Annotated in this window: 11 protein-coding genes; 7 read left to right on the top strand and 4 right to left on the bottom strand. The window is 75.7% G+C overall.

What is annotated here, in order from left to right; genetic code table 11:
- The first annotated feature begins 7 nt into the window (after nt 1–7).
- A complete protein-coding gene (locus AC4H2H_RS15780) occupies nt 8–274 on the top strand; it encodes a DUF2530 domain-containing protein (RefSeq protein ID WP_494371768.1) in 267 nt (88 codons plus the stop codon).
- Here the strand turns inward: AC4H2H_RS15780 and AC4H2H_RS15775 are convergent.
- The 4 genes from AC4H2H_RS15775 to AC4H2H_RS15760 are packed head-to-tail and all read right to left on the bottom strand — an operon-like array spanning nt 247 to nt 5,531.
- On the bottom strand, nt 247–3,429 hold the full coding sequence (locus AC4H2H_RS15775; RefSeq protein ID WP_494371767.1) for a sacsin N-terminal ATP-binding-like domain-containing protein: 3,183 nt from the start codon (nt 3,427–3,429) through the stop codon (nt 247–249). The genes AC4H2H_RS15780 and AC4H2H_RS15775 overlap by 28 nt on opposite strands.
- Complete coding sequence (locus tag AC4H2H_RS15770; protein ID WP_494371766.1) at nt 3,426–4,346, bottom strand: DUF3027 domain-containing protein; 921 nt, start codon at nt 4,344–4,346, stop codon at nt 3,426–3,428. The genes AC4H2H_RS15775 and AC4H2H_RS15770 overlap by 4 nt, the downstream gene beginning before the upstream one ends.
- A gap of 2 nt (nt 4,347–4,348) precedes the next feature.
- Entirely contained in the window at nt 4,349–4,732 is a 384-nt protein-coding gene (locus tag AC4H2H_RS15765; protein WP_494371765.1) for a cold-shock protein, read from the bottom strand.
- Nucleotides 4,733–4,772: 40 nt separating this feature from the next.
- Entirely contained in the window at nt 4,773–5,531 is a 759-nt protein-coding gene (locus AC4H2H_RS15760; protein WP_494371764.1) for a TetR/AcrR family transcriptional regulator, read from the bottom strand.
- Between the two features lie 119 nt (nt 5,532–5,650).
- Between AC4H2H_RS15760 and AC4H2H_RS15755 the strand changes: the two genes are divergently transcribed.
- From AC4H2H_RS15755 to AC4H2H_RS15730, 6 genes are all read left to right on the top strand, one after another.
- Nucleotides 5,651–6,586: an NAD-dependent epimerase/dehydratase family protein gene (locus tag AC4H2H_RS15755; RefSeq protein ID WP_494371763.1), complete on the top strand. Its 936-nt coding sequence runs from the start codon at nt 5,651–5,653 to the stop codon at nt 6,584–6,586.
- Nucleotides 6,587–6,842: 256 nt separating this feature from the next.
- Nucleotides 6,843–9,302 (top strand): helicase-associated domain-containing protein, encoded by a 2,460-nt coding sequence (locus tag AC4H2H_RS15750; protein WP_494371762.1) that lies wholly within the window; start codon nt 6,843–6,845, stop codon nt 9,300–9,302.
- Nucleotides 9,303–9,321: 19 nt separating this feature from the next.
- Nucleotides 9,322–11,001: a DNA repair helicase XPB gene (locus AC4H2H_RS15745; RefSeq protein WP_494371761.1), complete on the top strand. Its 1,680-nt coding sequence runs from the start codon at nt 9,322–9,324 to the stop codon at nt 10,999–11,001.
- A gap of 225 nt (nt 11,002–11,226) precedes the next feature.
- The gene (locus AC4H2H_RS15740) at nt 11,227–13,422 is read left to right on the top strand and encodes a pectate lyase-like domain-containing protein (RefSeq protein ID WP_494371760.1); all 2,196 of its coding nucleotides are present in this window, start codon (nt 11,227–11,229) and stop codon (nt 13,420–13,422) included.
- 143 nt (nt 13,423–13,565) lie between these two features.
- Nucleotides 13,566–15,626, top strand: a complete 2,061-nt coding sequence (locus tag AC4H2H_RS15735) for a TPM domain-containing protein (protein WP_494371759.1) — start codon at nt 13,566–13,568, stop codon at nt 15,624–15,626.
- A gap of 89 nt (nt 15,627–15,715) precedes the next feature.
- Nucleotides 15,716–16,519, top strand: a complete 804-nt coding sequence (locus AC4H2H_RS15730; RefSeq protein ID WP_494371758.1) for a PspA/IM30 family protein — start codon at nt 15,716–15,718, stop codon at nt 16,517–16,519.
- Nucleotides 16,520–16,536: the final 17 nt, after the last annotated feature.

Raw genomic sequence — 16,536 nt, 5'->3', positions numbered from 1 at the left:
TGCGCTCGTGCCCTCGTTCGTCACGCTCCTGCTCCACCCCGACCGCCGACGCCCCGACCCGGCGCCGCTGCGGGTCGATCTGCGTGTGACGATCCTCGTCGGCATGGCCCTGTGGGCGGCTGCGCTCGTCGTGAGCGCCGTCCTGCTCGCGACCGGCGCGCTGGGGGTACGCGCCGTCGCGACGTGCGGCGCGGGGCTCGTCCTCGGCGTCCTCGGCCTCGTGTGGGAGCGCCGGCACCGCGACGGCTACCGCGGCGGCGCCTCCGACGACTGAGCGTCGTCCCAGACGGTCGCCGCGACCGCGTGCTCGGCGCGGTCCGGGTCGAGCAGCACCTCCTCGAGCACGTGCCGCAGCCCGTAGCGTCCCGCCGCGACGGCGAGCGCCCGGGCGAGCGCACGGGTACCGGTCGCATGGACGACCGCCCCCGGGCCTGAGCCCTGCACCCACCACGGGACCCGTGCGCCGGCCACGGTCAGGTCGGCGTGACGCTCCCAGGACGCCGGGACGTCCGCGGACACGGTCCGGGCCGGTGCGGGCACGGTCTCCACGGTGCCCGGCGCGTCCGGCGCGGGCACCCGCTCGGGGACCGCGGCGACGTCGAGGAGCTCCGCGACGTCGTCGACGAGCCCGGCCGGGGACGGCACGACCGCGCTCAGGGGCGTCCACATCGGGTCCGGACCGACGACGACGTCCCCTGCGGCCGCGACGACCACGGCCTCCCCGCGCAGCGCCGGCACGCGGTCCGGCGCCGGGTCGAGGCGTTCCCTGCGCTCCGCGAGCACGGCGAGCGCGCGCCACAGCGCGAGGGCTTCCCTCGCGGCGACGGGCTCCCCGACGTCAGGCAGCGCCTCGAGCACGTCGACCCAGTCGTCCGGGTCGAGCTCGTCGAGCGCGCGCACCCCACCGAGCGCGGTGAGCACCTCGTCGTCGAGGCCCGCCACCTCGGGGGGTGCCGGACGCACGAACGCGACGTCCCCGACCGCGAACGGGCCGCCGAGCTCCTCGCGCAGCCACCACGCGGCGTACGAGCGCGCGTCGCGCCCGCGCGCGCCGGACCCGCCGCGCACCGGTGCGAGCAGCGCGGCGCGCGCGTCCGGGTCCGCGGCGAGGCGGGCGAGCGCGTCGGGCCACGCGTCGTCCGCGACGGCGTCCAGGTCCGCGACCGCGAGCAGGTCGCCCACGTACGTCTCCGGGCCGAGCACGGCCGCGAGGTGCGCGAGGTAGCCCGACCAGTCCGAGAGCCAGGACTCGGGCGCGTGCGGCTCGAGCGTGGGACCCGGGTCGTCGGGGTCCGCGGACGCCGGCGTGAGCACGTCCCGCACCCGGTGCACCACCGGGCCGACGACGGCGCCCACCGCCCGCAGCACGTCCTCGCCCCAGCGCTCGAGCGCCTCGGGCGCCACGAGGTCGAGGTCGTCGAGCACGGTCGCGGCCCACGACCCGGGCAGCACGCAGCCGCGCGCGGGCGCGGACCCGCCGTCCGCCGTCGGGACGGGCAGCTCGCCCCACCAGAACGGCAGGTCCAGGTCGCGGGCCGGGCCGCCCGCCTCGCGCACCGCCGCCCGGACGAGACCGAGGAGGCGGTCGACGTCGCCGCCGGCCGGTTCCTCGGGGCGGGCGAGGTCGCGGTCCGGCGGGTCGGGATCGGCGTCGTCGGCCGCGGCGAGGACGCGCTCCCGCAGCGCGTCGTCGCGGAGCACGCCCCGCAGGTCGGTCGTGCGCGCGCCGAGCCGCTCGAGCAGCGGGTGCGCGGCGCGCGGGTCGACCACGCGCAGGCCCAGGGCCGCGGCGTCGTGCGCGTCCAGGGCATCGGTGTCGAGCAGGAGCAGCCCGCGCGCGCCGCGGACGACCCGGCCTCCTGCGAGCGGGACGGGCACGGCCCCGAGCGCCTCGAGCACCGTGCGGTCGTGCGCGTGCGGCGCGAGCGCGTCGTAGAGGTCGCGCCACCGGCCCGGGTCGTCGACGAGCGGCAAGTCGTCCACGACGTCGGCCAGGTCGAGGATCTGCGCCCCGAGGGACCGCGCGACCGTGCGCAACGGCGCCGGGACGTCCACCAGGTGCGCGACGCCGAGCGCCGAGCGCACGCGCGCGTCCCCCACGTCCCCGGTGAGGAGCCGCGCGTCGGTGGGCGCGACGAGGCGCGACCCGTGCGCCTCGGCGCCGTCGCCGGCGGCGGCGTCCGGGGTGTCGAGAAGGGCGTCCGGGGCCGCGTCGAGGGACGCATCGAGCGGGAGGAGCAGCGTGCGGCGCAGCGCCGCCTCGGCCGCCGAGCGGACGGAGGCGTCGACCCCGCTCGCCGGGAGGCCCGTGGGGACGAGGCCGAGGACCTCCGCGCCACGCGCCGGCGCGAGAGCGGCGAGGAGGTCCGCGTACGCGGCGCCCGCCTGCCGGGCGACGTGCTCGGTGAGCGGTCCGGGCGGGACGTGCCGGCGGGACGGGTCGAGAGGGAAGGTCGCGAGCAGCAGCGCGGGGAACGTGAGCCGCTCGTCGGTCGGCGTCGGGGCGTGCAGCACGGCGGTCCGCACGGCCGGGTCGTGCGGCAGCGCCCACGTCACGGCCCACCGCGCGGCGGTCCGCTCCTCGACCGGGCGGTCCGCGAGCAGTCCCGGGTCGATCGGACCGTCACGCCGGACCACGGTCCAGCGCTCGGCGACGTCCGCGATGCGGCGCCCGCCCGTCGCCTCACCGGCCGGCTCGTCCGCGCCGTCCGCCACGACGACCTCGGCGAGCGCGGGCAGCGCGAGGAGGAGCGCGTCGCCGACCTCGGCGAGCTGTGTCCGGACCGCGTCGAGCGCGGCGCCGTCGCGCAGCTCGAGCTCGACGACGGTGTCGTAGCCCCGTGGGACGTCGACGTGCGCGGGGAAGGGCAGCCGCAGCACGGGGACCCGGTCGCCGCGACGGGCCACCTCCGCGGCACGCTCGGGGCGGTCGAGGACGGCGTCCGCGAGCACCGCTCGCGTCCGCGCGAGCGAGAGCTCGACGGCACGGTCGCCGGACCCGACGCGCACCTCGTCCGCGACGGACCGGACCGCGGCGAACCCGACGCCGAACCGCCCGACGGGAGAGTGCGCGCCGGGCCGGCCGAGCGGCCGACCGCGGGCCTCGCCGGTCGCGGAGGCGCGCATCGCCACGAGCGACGCGACGCCGCGGGCGTCGAGCGGGGCGCCGGTGTTCGCGGCCCGCAGCACCCAGGGTTGCCCCGCGCCCGACGGCGCGAGCAGGCTCAGCCGCAGACGCCCCGGGACCCCGGCCCTGGCCGCGGCGTCGGCCGCGTTCTGGGCGAGCTCGACGACGACGCGGCCACGGTAGGAGCCGTGGGCGTGGTCCTCCTCGGTGTTGGCGTCCTCGCGCAGCCGGGTCGGGGACGAGCGCCACGCCTCCAGGACCGCGCGGCGCAGCGCGGCCGTCCCGAAGACGTCGTCCGTCATGCCTCCGGGTCGGCCGACGAGGACCCCTCGGCAGGGGCGTCCGGGGTGGTGGAGGTCTCCGCGACGGCAGGAGACTCGGCGGTGGCGGCGTCCGGGACGGCCGGAGCCTCCGAGGCCGCCGACTCGAGCAGCGAGACGATCTCGACGTGGAGCTCGTCGACGAGGGGGTCGGCGTCGGGCCACTCGCTCCGCTGGGGCTCGACGTCGGTCTCGGAGTGCGCGCCGCACCCGTGGTCGAGGCTCACGACCTTGCCGTCGTCGGGCGACCACGCGTTGGCGCACACGCCGAACACCTGGCCGAGGCTGCCCTGGAGCGGCACGAGGAACCCGCAGGAGCCGCACTCCGCGGCGGACGCGACGGCACCGCGCGCGGTCGGGCCGCGCGAGCCGCGGTACCAGCGCTCGGCGGCCTCGTCACGACCCTGCGGCGACAGGACGCGCGCGCGGGCGAGCGCGAGCTCGTCGATCGCGACGGCGTCCTGCTCCTCGTCGCCCGTCGCGACGTACCCGGGCTCGAGGCGCGGGTCGTCGGGGCGGAACGGGAGCACGTCGCCGGGGCCGACGTCGCCCGGGCGCAGCCGCTCCGACCACGGCAGCCACGACGGGGCGAGCAGCGCGCCGTCGCCGGGCAGGAGCTCGACCTCGCACACGGTCGCGGCACGACCGCGCGGCACGCGCGCGAGCGTGACGGTCCAGTGCCAGCCGCGGTAGCCGCGCATCGTGCACGCGAAGCGGTGCGAGATGAGCCGCTCCGCCTCGGCGATCGTGCCGAGGTGCTCGCCGACGTCCTGCGGGTTCTCGGCGACCTGCTCGGCCGCGGCCCGGGCGATCTCGACCGCCCCGGTGAGCACGGCGTCGCGCGCCGCGCGCGCTGACACCCCGCGCACGCGCTCCTCGGCTGCTGCGACGGCGACCATCGTCAGGCCTCGATCTCGTCCGCGACCGCGCGCAGCACCGCGGCGACCTTCGTGGCCTTGGCCTTCTCCGGGTAACGACCGCGGCGCAGGCCGTTGCCGATCCCGTCGAGCTCCTTGATGAGGTCCTCGACGATGATCGCCATCTCGTCGGCCGAGCGACGCTTCGCCTTGACGACCGACGGGGCCGGGTCGAGGAGCTTGACCGCGAGCGCCTGCGGGCCACGGCGGCCGTCGGCGACACCGAAGTCGACCCGGGCGCCGGGCTTGGGTGCCGCAGCGTCCGCGGGCAGCGCGGAGGCGTGCAGGAAGACCTCGCCGCCGTCGTCGTTGGCGATGAAGCCGAACCCGCGTTCGGTGTCGAACCACTTGACCTTGCCGGTGGGCACGTGGACCTCGTTCGTGCTCGTAGGGATCAGAACCCCCAGGCTACCGGCCACGCCGCGCACTCGTCGCATCGATACCCCCACACGCCCCGGCCCCGATGCCGGCGTCGGTGCCGGCGCGCACCGCCACGGCGTCGAACCACCGCGCGTAGTCGTCCACCGACCGGTGCAGGTGGCCGAACAGCTCGAAGGAGACCGTGCCGAAGAGCGTCGTCCAGGCGACGAGGGTACGGACGACGGCCTCGGTCGGGACGTCCGGCCCGACGAGCGCCCGCGCCGTGACGTACTCGCGTGCTCCCGCGACGAGCGCCGTCGCGTCCCCGGTCCCGGGCGGCGCCGGGGTGGGCCGCCCGCCGGCGGCCCAGGCCTCCCCGACCATTCGCACGAGGATCCGCACGACGCGCGTCGCCGGCTCGACCGTGTCCGGGGGCGCGGCGTACCCGGGCACGGGCGTCCCGTAGAGCAGCGCGAAGTCGCCCGGGCGCGCCACGCACCAGTCCCGCACCGCGCGGCACGCCGCGAGCCAGCGCCCGGGGAGGTCGTCGCGCGCGACGGCGGCCTCGGCGGCCTCGACCGCGGCCCCGAGCTCGTCGTAGCACTCGACGAGGAGCGCGGTGAGGAGCGCGTCGCGGCTCGGGAAGTAGCGGTAGACGGCGGACGAGACCATGCCGACGTCGCGGGCGACGGCGCGCAACGACAGGGCCGCGGGCCCCTCGTCGACGAGACGCGCGCGGGCTGCGGCGACGATCTCCCGAGTCAGGGTCTCGCGCGCCAGCGCACGGGCGGTCCGGGGTGCGGTCACGGTTCGAGCGTGGCAGACAAGAGCGCTGCGCACAAACGAGAGCGGTGCTCTTGCTCAGATCGCTCCCGCATGCCATCCTCCTCGAAGTGAGAGCACCGCTCTCGGAACAGGAGACCGCCATGTCCACCACCCCCTCCACCGACCGGCACCTCGTCGTCGGCGCCGGACCCGTCGGACGCCACGTCGCCGCGCTCCTCGCGGCGCGCGGGTCGCACGTCACCGTCGTCACCCGCAGCGGGCGCGACACGGGCGTCGACGGCGTGACCCACCTCGCCCTCGACGCCTCCGACGCCGACGCGCTGAGCCGCGCGGCGGACGGCGTCGACGTCCTCTACAACTGCGCGAACCCCGGTGACTACACGCAGTGGGAACGTATGTGGCCGCCGCTCGCCGCGTCGTTCCTCACCGCGGCCGAGCGCACCGGGGCGGTCTACGCGATCACGGGCAACCTCTACCCGTACGGCCCCGTCGAGGTCCCCATGACCGAGGACCTGCCCGACGCCGCGACCGACCGCAAGGGCGTCCTGCGCGCCCGGCTGTGGTCGGACGCGCTCGCCGCGCACCGCGCCGGCCGGGTGCGTGCCGTCGAGGTCCGCAGCTCCGACTTCGTCGGGCCGGGCGTGGGCAGCAACGGCCACGTCTCGCGCGTCGCGCCCGCGGCGGCGCGAGGACGCAGCGTGACGATGATGGGACGCACCGACCTCCCGCACACCTTCACCGACGTGCAGGACGCCGCGCGCACGCTCGTCGCGGCCGCGGAGGACCCGGGGGCGCACGGCCGCACGTGGCACACGCCGAGCAACGCGCCCCGCACGCAGCGCGAGGCGATCACGGACGTCCTCGCGAGCGTGGGGCTGCCGCCGGTCCGGGTGCGCTCGCTGCGCGGCCCGGGTCTGGCGCTCGCGGGCCTCACCTCCCCGCTGCTGCGCGAGATCCGCGAGCTGATCCACCAGTGGGAGCGCCCCTTCGTCCTGGACGACTCGGCCGCACGCGCGCGGTTCGGCATCGAGCCCACGCCGTGGGACGAGGTGTGCCGCCGCACCGCCCGTGGGTGAAGGCTGCCCGTCCGATCGGCACCTCGAGCAGTGATCGGCACCTCCGGTTGCCGACGCGGCTCGCGAGCTGCCGACGCCGGGCATCCGTGCCGAACCGCGCAGACAGGGTCGTCCGCGGCCGACCACAGGATCCTTCGCCCTGACGGCACCTCGAACGCCGGTCGGCACTCCCGGTGTCGGTCGGCACCACCAGGTGCCGACCAGACGCACGCGGTGCCGAACGGTCGACGCCCTTGCGCCGCGTAGCATCGAACGGATGGCCACCGACCGGCCCGTGCGGCCCCCGACGTACAGCGAGTCGCTGCGCCAGCGCGACGACTCGGCCCTGGTCGCGCTGCTCGTGCGCCGCCCCGACCTCGCGACGCCCTCCCCCTCGACGCTCGCGTCGCTCGCCGCGCGCGCCATGAACCGGACGAGCCTCGAACGCGCGCTCGCCGGGCTCGACGAGCTCACGCTGCACGTGCTCGAGTCCGCGCTCGTGCTCGACTCCGTCGGCACCCCCGCCACGCCCGCCGCCGTCGCGCGCGCGACGGGCGTCGACCGGGGCATCGTCTCGGACGCGCTCGGCCGCCTCGACACGCTCGCGCTCGTGTGGGCGCCGGGCACGACGCCCGGCGCGGTCCGACCGGCCCCCGGCCTCTCGGAGGTGCTCGGTCCGCACCCGGCGGGGTTCGGACCACCCGGCCCGTCGGACTCCCCGCCCCCGCCGCTCCCGGCCGACGCTCCGGCGGGCGCGGCCACGATCCTCGACGCGCTGGCCTGGGGGCCGCCGGTCGGGGTCGCGCCGCGGACGGACGCGGACGCGCGTCGGGCGACCCGGTGGCTCGTCGACCGCGGCTACCTGCTCGCCACGGACGAGCGGCACGTCGTCCTGCCGCGCGAGGTCGGCCTCGCGCGGCGCGGCGGACGCACCCACCGCGACGTCCGCACCGTCCCACCCGTCCCGGACGCGCGCGAGCTTCCCGCCGCGACGGTCGATGCCGAGTCCGCGAGCGCCGGCCTCGAGGCGGTGCGGCTCGTGGCGCGCCTCATGACCTACTGGGCCGAGCACACGCCCCGGGTGCTGCGTGGCGGCGGCCTCGGCGTGCGCGACCTGCGCCGCGCCGCAGGCGCGCTGGAGGTCGACGAGACGACGGCCGCCGCGGTGATCGAGCTCGCCGCGGTCGCCGGGCTCGTCGCGGACGACGGCGACGACCCGCCGTCCTTCGCCCCCGTGGCGGGTGCGGAGGACTGGCTCGACGACGAGCTCGGCGACCGCTGGGCCGTGCTCGCGCAGGGCTGGTGGCGTTCGCGGCGCACACCGTGGCTGGTCGGCAGCCGGGACGAGAAGGGCGCGCTGCGGGCCGCGCTCGACCCCGAGCTGTGGCGGCCGTGGGTCCCGCGCCTGCGCCGGTCCGTGCTGGACGTCCTCGCGCTCGCCCCCGGGCGGGTGCTCGGGCCGGGGGACGTCGTCGAGGTCCTGCGGTGGCGCACGCCCCGCGCGGTGCCTCCCGAGCAGGCGGTCGCCGGTCTGCTGCGCGAGGCGCAGCTCCTCGGCGTCGCGGGCGCCGGGGCGCTGTCCGCGCCCGGCCGCGCGCTCCTCGAGGCGGACGACGCGACCTCCACGGACGCACCGGCCGTCGACCTCGGTGCCGCGTTCGAGGCGGTCCTCCCGCCGGAGGTCGACGACCTGCTGCTCCAGGGCGACCTCACCGGGATCGTCCCGGGCCGACCCTCGCGCACGCTCGAGCGGCTCCTCGAGCTCGCCGCCGACGTCGAGTCCCGCGGTGCCGCCACGACCGTGCGGTTCACGGCGGAGACGGTGGTCCGCGCGCTCGACCACGGCGGCACCGCGGACGAGCTCCTCACCCGGCTCGCCGCGCACTCGCGCACGCCGGTCCCCCAGCCGCTGGAGTACCTCGTGCGCGACGCCGCGCGCCGCCACGGGCGCGTGCGGGTCGGCACCGCGTCGAGCTACGTGCGCGCGGAGGACCCGGTGCTGCTCGCGGGCCTGGTCGAGGCGCCGGCGCTGCGCCCGCTGGGGCTCGTCCTGATCGCGCCGACCGTGCTGGTCTCGCCGGCGCCGGCAGGGGAGCTGCAGGACGCGCTGCGCGAGCACGGCGTCGCCTCGGTCGTCGAGGGCCCCGACGGCCAGATCCTCGTCGCCGAGCGTGCCGGACGGCGCGTCGACCCGGGGCCCTCCGGCACGCCTGCCCGGGGCGGGGCGCGGGCCGGGTGGCGGCGGGGCGCGGGACGAGGGCGTGCGGGGGGCGTCGCGGGATCCGGGGCGCGCACCGGCGAGCCGCAGCCCGCGTCGGCGCCAGGACTACGGTTCGCCGACCTCGTCGCACGGCTCCGCTCCGCCGAGTCGCGTGCGGACGGGCGAGACGGCCGCCCGACCGACGCGCCGCCGTCGGGCACGGCGGACGGTCGGGGCAACGGCACGGCCACCGCGCGTGAGGTGGCGTGGGGACGCGTCGAGGAGCCTGCCGGACGACGACGCGAGGGAACAACCGACCCGGTGGAGGCGTTGGGGATCCTGCGCGAGGCGATCGCGGACGGGGCGATGGTGTGGCTCGAGGTCGTCGGCAGCTCGGGAGGACCGAGCCGTCGTCGGGTGCGTCCGCTCACCCTGGAGGCAGGCCGCCTGCGCGCGCAGGACCCGGCGCGGGACGCCGAGCTCACGGTCGCGGTCCACCGCATCGCCTCCGTCGCCCCCGACACCCCGCCGACGTAGAGCCTCGGCAAGGAGACACATGACCGACGGACCCCTCATCGTCCAGAGCGACAAGTCGCTGCTGCTCGAGGTCGACCACCCCCGCGCCGACGACGCACGCCGTGCGATCGCGCCGTTCGCCGAGCTCGAGCGCGCCCCGGAGCACGTGCACACCTACCGCCTGACGCCCCTCGGGCTGTGGAACGCGCGCGCTGCGGGCCACGACGCCGAGCAGGTCGTCAGCACGCTCATCGAGTACTCGCGCTACCCCGTGCCGCACGCCCTGCTGATCGACGTGGCGGAGACCATGTCGCGCTACGGGCGGCTCACGCTCGCGCAGCACCCGACGCACGGCCTCGTCCTCGAGGCCACCGACCGCGCGGTGCTCGCCGAGGTGCTCAAGTCCAAGCGGACCGCGGGCCTGGTGGGCGAGCGGATCGACGACCAGACCGTCGTCGTGCACCCGTCCGAGCGGGGCCACCTCAAGCAGGTGCTCGTCAAGCTGGGCTGGCCCGCCGAGGACCTCGCGGGGTACGTCGACGGCGAGAAGCACGAGATCTCCCTCAGCCCGACGACGCCCTCGCGGGCCGAGGGCGAGGCACCGAAGCCCTGGGAGATGCGGCCTTACCAGGCCCAGGCGGTGGACGGGTTCTGGCACGGCGGCAGCGGCGTCGTCGTGCTGCCGTGCGGCGCCGGGAAGACGATCGTCGGCGCGGGCGCGATGGCGAGGTCCGGGACCACGACCCTCATCCTCGTGACGAACACCGTGAGCGCGCGGCAGTGGCGCGACGAGCTCGTGCGGCGGACCTCGCTCACCGAGGACGAGATCGGCGAGTACTCGGGCGCGCGCAAGGAGATCAAGCCCGTCACGATCGCGACGTACCAGGTGCTCACGACGAAGCGGAAGGGCGTCTACACGCACCTCGAGCTGCTCGATGCGCGCGACTGGGGCCTCGTCGTCTACGACGAGGTCCACCTGCTGCCCGCGCCGATCTTCCGCATGACGGCGGACCTGCAGGCGCGTCGCCGCCTCGGGCTCACCGCGACGCTCGTGCGCGAGGACGGCCGCGAGGACGAGGTGTTCTCCCTCATCGGCCCCAAGCGCTACGACGCCCCGTGGAAGGACATCGAGGCGCAGGGCTACATCGCGCCCGCGGACTGCGTCGAGGTGCGCCTCACGCTGCCCGAGTCCGACCGGATGACGTACGCCGTGGCCGAGCCGGAGGACAAGTACCGGCTCGCGGCGACGGCGGCGGGCAAGAACCGCGTCGTCGAGCAGATCGTCGCGCAGCACCCGGACGACCAGGTGCTCGTCATCGGCCAGTACCTCGACCAGCTCGAGGAGCTGAGCAACCACCTGGACGCGCCGCTCATCACGGGCGCGACGACGGTCCGCGAGCGCCAGCGCCTGTTCGAGGCCTTCCGCTCGGGTGAGATCTCGCGGCTCGTGGTGTCGAAGGTCGCGAACTTCTCCATCGACCTGCCCGAGGCGTCCGTCGCGATCCAGGTGTCGGGCTCGTTCGGGTCGCGCCAGGAGGAGGCGCAGCGCCTGGGTCGCGTGATGCGCCCCAAGGCCGACGGCCGGACGGCGCACTTCTACGCCGTCGTCGCGCGCGACACGGTGGACCAGGACTTCGCGGCCCACCGCCAGCGGTTCCTGGCGGAGCAGGGGTACGCCTACCGGATCGTCGACGCGGAGGACCTGGGCGTCGTGCAGTGACGGGTCGCAACCGTTGAGTGCATGAAATGTGTCGTCTCGAACCGATTCGAGGCGACATTTTTCATGCACTCAACGGTTCTGTCCCAAAATGCGAGAGCGCTCCCACCGAATTACTGACATGTCAGTCAGTCCGTGGTTATGCTCGCGCCACCGGTGCACCGCCGCACCGCTCCCGCGCCCGCCTCGCGGCCGTCGCGGGACCGCTGTTCGAAGGAGAACACCCACGTGACCCTCTCGACCATCCCTTGGCGCGGCTCGCCGCCGCGCCGCGCACGCGCCGCCTGCGCAGGCGCGACGGCGCTCGTCGTCGCGGCCACCGGCGTCGCGCTCGCCGCACCCGCGACGGCAGCAGCCGCCGACCCCGACCTCGGCCCGAACGTCGTCTTCATCGACGAGTCCTGGTCCGTGGACGAGATCAACTCCTACCTCGCCTCCATCAACGACGAGGCGGAGTTCAGCCAGAACCGCCACGCCGTGTTCTTCGAGCCGGGCGTCTACGGCGACGCCTCGGGCGAGGACGACCCGGCGACGGCGACCGGCTTCGTCAACGCCGAGGTCGGGTACTACACCGCGATCGCGGGCCTCGGCGCGCAGCCGGGCGACGTGCTGATCAACGGCGCGCTGAGCGTCCAGCCCGTCGTGACCTGCCCGAACAACCCGTGGTCCTGCCAGGACCCCGGCTCGCTCACGCGCTTCTGGCGCTCCTTGAGCAACGTCGCGATCAACCCGATCCAGCGTCCCGTGGACGAGGACGCGACCCGCCCCTTCCCGGCCGGGTCGACGGCGCCGCACCAGATGCGCTTCGCCGTCTCCCAGGCCGCCCCCATGCGCCGCGTCGACATCCGCGGCGACCTGACCGTCTTCGGCGCGTACGGCGAGTACGCGTCGGGCGGCTACCTGGCCAACTCGCGGGTCTCCGGGACCCTGAGCACCGGCTCGCAGCAGCAGTGGTACACGCGCAACTCCGACGTCGGCACGTGGGACGGCGGCGTGTGGAACATGGTCTTCTCGGGCGTCGAGGGCGCCCCGGCGACCGACTTCGGGCCCAAGCCCGACGGCACCGCCGGCAACAAGACGACGCTCGACACGACCCCGCTGAGCCGCGAGGCCCCGTTCCTCTACCGCGACGGCGAGGAGCTCGCCGTCTTCGTCCCGCACGCGCGCACCGACTCCCGTGGCGTCGACTGGTCGACCGACGCGGACGCCGGTGAGCGGCTCTCGCTCGACGCCTTCCACGTCGCCCACGAGGGTGACACCGCCGCCCAGATCAACGCCGCGCTCGCGTCCGGCAAGCACCTGCTCCTCACGCCGGGCGTCTACCAGCTCGACGAGGCGATCCGCATCGAGAACCCCGACACCGTCGTCCTCGGCCTCGGCTACGCGTCGCTCGCCCCGATGTCGGGCGACGCCGCGCTGGAGATCGGTGACGTCGCGGGCGTCAAGGTCGCGGGCATCACGGTCGACGCCGGCCCGGTGGAGTCCGACGTCCTCGTGCGCGTCGGTCCGGCGGACGCGCACGTCGCGGACGCCACCGACCCGACGACGCTCACCGACGTCTTCGTCCGCATCGGCGGCCCCTGGGTCGGCAAGGCGACGACGAGCATCGAGGTCAACAGCGACCACGTCCTCCTCGACCACATCTGGGCATGGCGCGGCGACCACGGCAACGGCATCGGCTGGGGCTCGAACACGGGCGACCACGGCGTCGTCGTGAACGGCGACGACGTGACCGCCACGGGCCTGTTCGTCGAGCACTACCAGAAGAACCAGACGATCTGGAACGGCGAGCGCGGTCGCACGGTCTTCTACCAGAGCGAGATCCCCTACGACCCGCCGAGCCAGGCCGCGTTCATGGACGGCGACCGCCTGGGCTACGCGTCGTACCGGGTCGGCGACCACGTCCGGACCCACGAGGCGACCGGGCTCGGCGTGTACTCGTTCTTCAACCAGGGTGTCGACGTGCGCGTCGAGAGCGGCATCCAGACGCCGGTCCGTGCGGGGGTCACGTTCCGGTCGATGACGAGCGTCTTCCTCAACGGTTCGGGCGGCGTCAACCACGTCGTCAACGACACGGGAGCCCCGGCGGTCGGGTCGTTCGCCTCGCCGCAGGTGGTCGCGTACCCGACGGACCTGCCCGCCGAGCCGGACGTCGACGTCGCAGTCACGACCCGCTGCCTCGCGGGCAAGGCGTACGTCGCGGTCCGCGCGACGAACACGGGCGACGTCCCGCTCGCGGTCACGCTCGGGACGCCGTACGGCTCGCGCGCGGTCGCCGCGGTCGCGCCGGGGGCGAACGCCTACCAGTCGTTCGCGGCACGTGCGACGTCGGTCGCCGCCGGCGACGCGGTCGTCACCGTGACGGACGGCGCGGGCAGCAGCGCGGACGTCACGACGTCGTACGCGGCGCTGGCGTGCGGGTGACCACCCGGTCCCGCTGAGCATCACCGGGGCCCGTCTCCTCCGGGAGGCGGGCCCCGCCGTCGTCCGCCCTGCCCCACGAGCCCGTGCGCCCCTCTGCCGCAGGCCCGATTGCGGGACCTCGGTGGCTGGGACAGGATCGGCGCGTGAGCACGGTCCCCCGCTCGTCCATCTCGCGTTCCCGCAGTGCCGCGCACCATGGCCCGCGCGCGCTCGTCGCGGCCGTCGTCACCGTCCTCGCGTCCCTCGTCCTGCTCGTCCCCCTCGGCGCGGCGCACGCCGTCCCGCCGATCGACGTCGCGGGCGAGATCACCGACCCCGACGGCGTGCTGGGCGACCGGACGGACGAGGTCCAGGACGCGCTCGACAGGCTCGCGCAGGACACGGACCTCCAGCTCTTCGTCGTCTACGTCGCCGACCTCGACGGGATGGACGGCCTCGACTGGGCCAACGCCACCGCGAACGCGTCCGGCCTGGGTGCGAACGACATCCTGCTCGCGGTCGGGACGCAGGACCGGCGCTACGGGCTCTCCGTCGACGTCAACGCCCCGCTGAGCGACTCCGAGGTCGACCGGATGGCGTCGGCGGTCGAGGACGAGCTGCGCGACGACGACTGGGCCGGGGCCGCCATCGCCGCCGCGGAGGTGGCGCGCGGTGCGAGCCAGGGCGCCGGGGGCGCGTCGGGGGTGTGGCTCCTGGTGGGGGTCGCCGTCGTCGTGCTGGTCGTGGTCCTCGTCGTGCGGGCGGTGGCGAAGCGGCGGCGCGCCACGGCACCCGCGCCGGGCACGGGCGGCGAGGACGAGCTCGCGAACGTCCCGACGGACGAGCTGAACCGGCGCGCGAGCGCGGCGCTCGTCGCGATCGACGACGCCCTGAAGACGTCGGAGCAAGAGCTCGGGTTCGCTCAGGCGCAGTTCGGCCTCGAGGCGACGCAGCAGTTCGCCGCGACGCTCACCGCGAGCAAGCGGAAGGTCACGGAGGCGTTCGCCCTGCGCCAGCAGCTCGACGACGACCGTCCCGAGACCGAGCCCCAGGCGCGACAGCTCATGGCCCGCATCGTCACGCTGTGCGACGAGGTCGCCGACGAGCTCGACGACCAGTCCCAGACCTTCGACGAGCTGCGCGACCTCCAGGCGCGCGCACCGCAGGTGCTCGACGAGACCGAGCGGCGGGCGGGCGAGGTGCTGGCACGCGTCGAGCCCGCCCGGGTGACGCTCGACGGCCTCGCTCGCACGTATCCCGCGACGGCCCTCGTGTCCGTCGCGGAGAACCCCGACCAGGCGCAGGCCCTCGTCGCCAACGCGCAGGAGTCGGTCGCCCGCGGGCGGGAAGCGCTCACGCGCAAGGACCGCGCCACCGCCGTCGCGCTCGCCCGGGCCGCGCAGAACGCCGTCGGGCAGGCGGTGACGCTGCTCGACGCCGTCGGCCGCGCCGGCACGGACCTCGCCGAGGCCGGGCCGCGGATCGACAAGGCTCTCGCCTCCATCGGGTCCGACGTCGCCGACGCCGGCCGGCTCGCCGCCTCCGACCCGGCCGTCACGCCCGCACTGGCCGAGGCCCGGGCCGCCGTCGCCACCGGCACCGCGGCCCGCGACGGCGGCGACCCCCTCGCCGCGCTGCGTCGCCTCACCGACGCCGAGGCGGCGCTCGACGCCGCCCTCGCGCCGTTCCGCCAGCGCGCCGAGCAGGCCGCCCGGGCGAACGCGCTCCTGCGGGACACCCTCGCTCGCGTCGACTCGCAGGTCCGCGCGACGAACGACTTCATCGAGACCCGGCGCGGCGCCGTCGGCCCGGAGGCACGGACCCGGCTCTCGGAGGCGATCCGTCTGCTCGGCGACGCCCGGACCCTCCAGCCGACGGACCCCGTCGCCGCGCTCGAGCGCGCGCAGCAGGCCGACGCGCAGGCGCAGTCCGCGGCGCACCTCGCCCAGCAGGACGCGTCGAGCTGGCAGTCGTCGCAGGGCGGCGGCATGTTCGGCGGAGGTGGATCGGGCGGCAGCAACGTCGGGGGCATGGTCCTCGGCGGCATCCTCCTCGACTCCATCCTGCGCGGCGGGGGCGGCGGCGGGCGCTCCGGCGGGTTCGGCGGCGGCAATTTCGGGGGTGGATTCGGAGGCGGTGGGTTCGGCGGCGGCCGGTCCAGGCGTTCAGGCCGCTCCGGCGGCCGGTCCTCGGGCGGCCGCTCCGGCCGCGGCGGACGCTTCTGAGGAACGCCGGGGACGGCCCCGGTACGAGCAGCACGACATCAGCACCGACGAAGGTACGGCACCAGACAGCTCACCAGAGAGGGACGGCCATGGCGGAGAAGCAGAGCATCTTCGGACGGATCGCACAGCTCACGAAGGCGAACATCAACGCGCTGCTCGACAACGCGGAGGACCCGCAGAAGATGCTGGACCAGCTCGTGCGCGACTACTCGAACAGCATCGCGGACGCGGAGCAGGCCGTCGCGCAGACGATCGGCAACCTGCGCCTCGCGGAGCAGGACTACAACGAGGACGTCGCCGCGGTCCAGGAGTGGGGCCAGAAGGCCGCCGCCGCGTCCGCGCAGGCCGAGCGGTACCGCCAGCAGGGCGACGCCGCGAACGCCGACAAGTTCGACAACCTCGCCAAGCTCGCGCTCGGCAAGCAGATCGCCGCCGAGACCGAGGTCAAGCAGTCGGAACCGCTCATCACCTCCCAGCGCGAGACCGTCGAGAAGCTCAAGTCCGGGCTCGCCCTGATGAAGGACAAGCTTGGAGAGCTCAAGTCCCGGCGCGACTCGCTCGTCGCCCGGCAGAAGAGCGCACAGGCGCAGCAGACCGTCCAGGGCGCGATCAGCTCCCTCAACGTCCTCGACCCGACGAGCGAGATCTCCCGCTACGAGGAGATCGTGCGCCGCGAGGAGGCCCAGGCGCTCGGCCAGGCCGAGGTCGCGGCGTCGAGCATCGACGCACAGTTCGCCGAGCTCGAGACGACCGGCGAGACGATCGAGATCGAAGCACGTCTCGCCGCCCTCAAGCAGGGCTCGTCGACCGCACCGCAGATCTCCCCGACCCAGGTCACCCCGGAGATCGGCTCCGGCACCACCACCCAGGACGCCCCCACGTCCGGCTGGTGACGTCGAGGGAGACGCGG

Source organism: Cellulosimicrobium sp. BMG9.22 (assembly GCF_059159975.1).
Note: the sequence above shows the minus strand (reverse complement) of the source record. Positions and strands in the feature narration are given on the sequence as shown.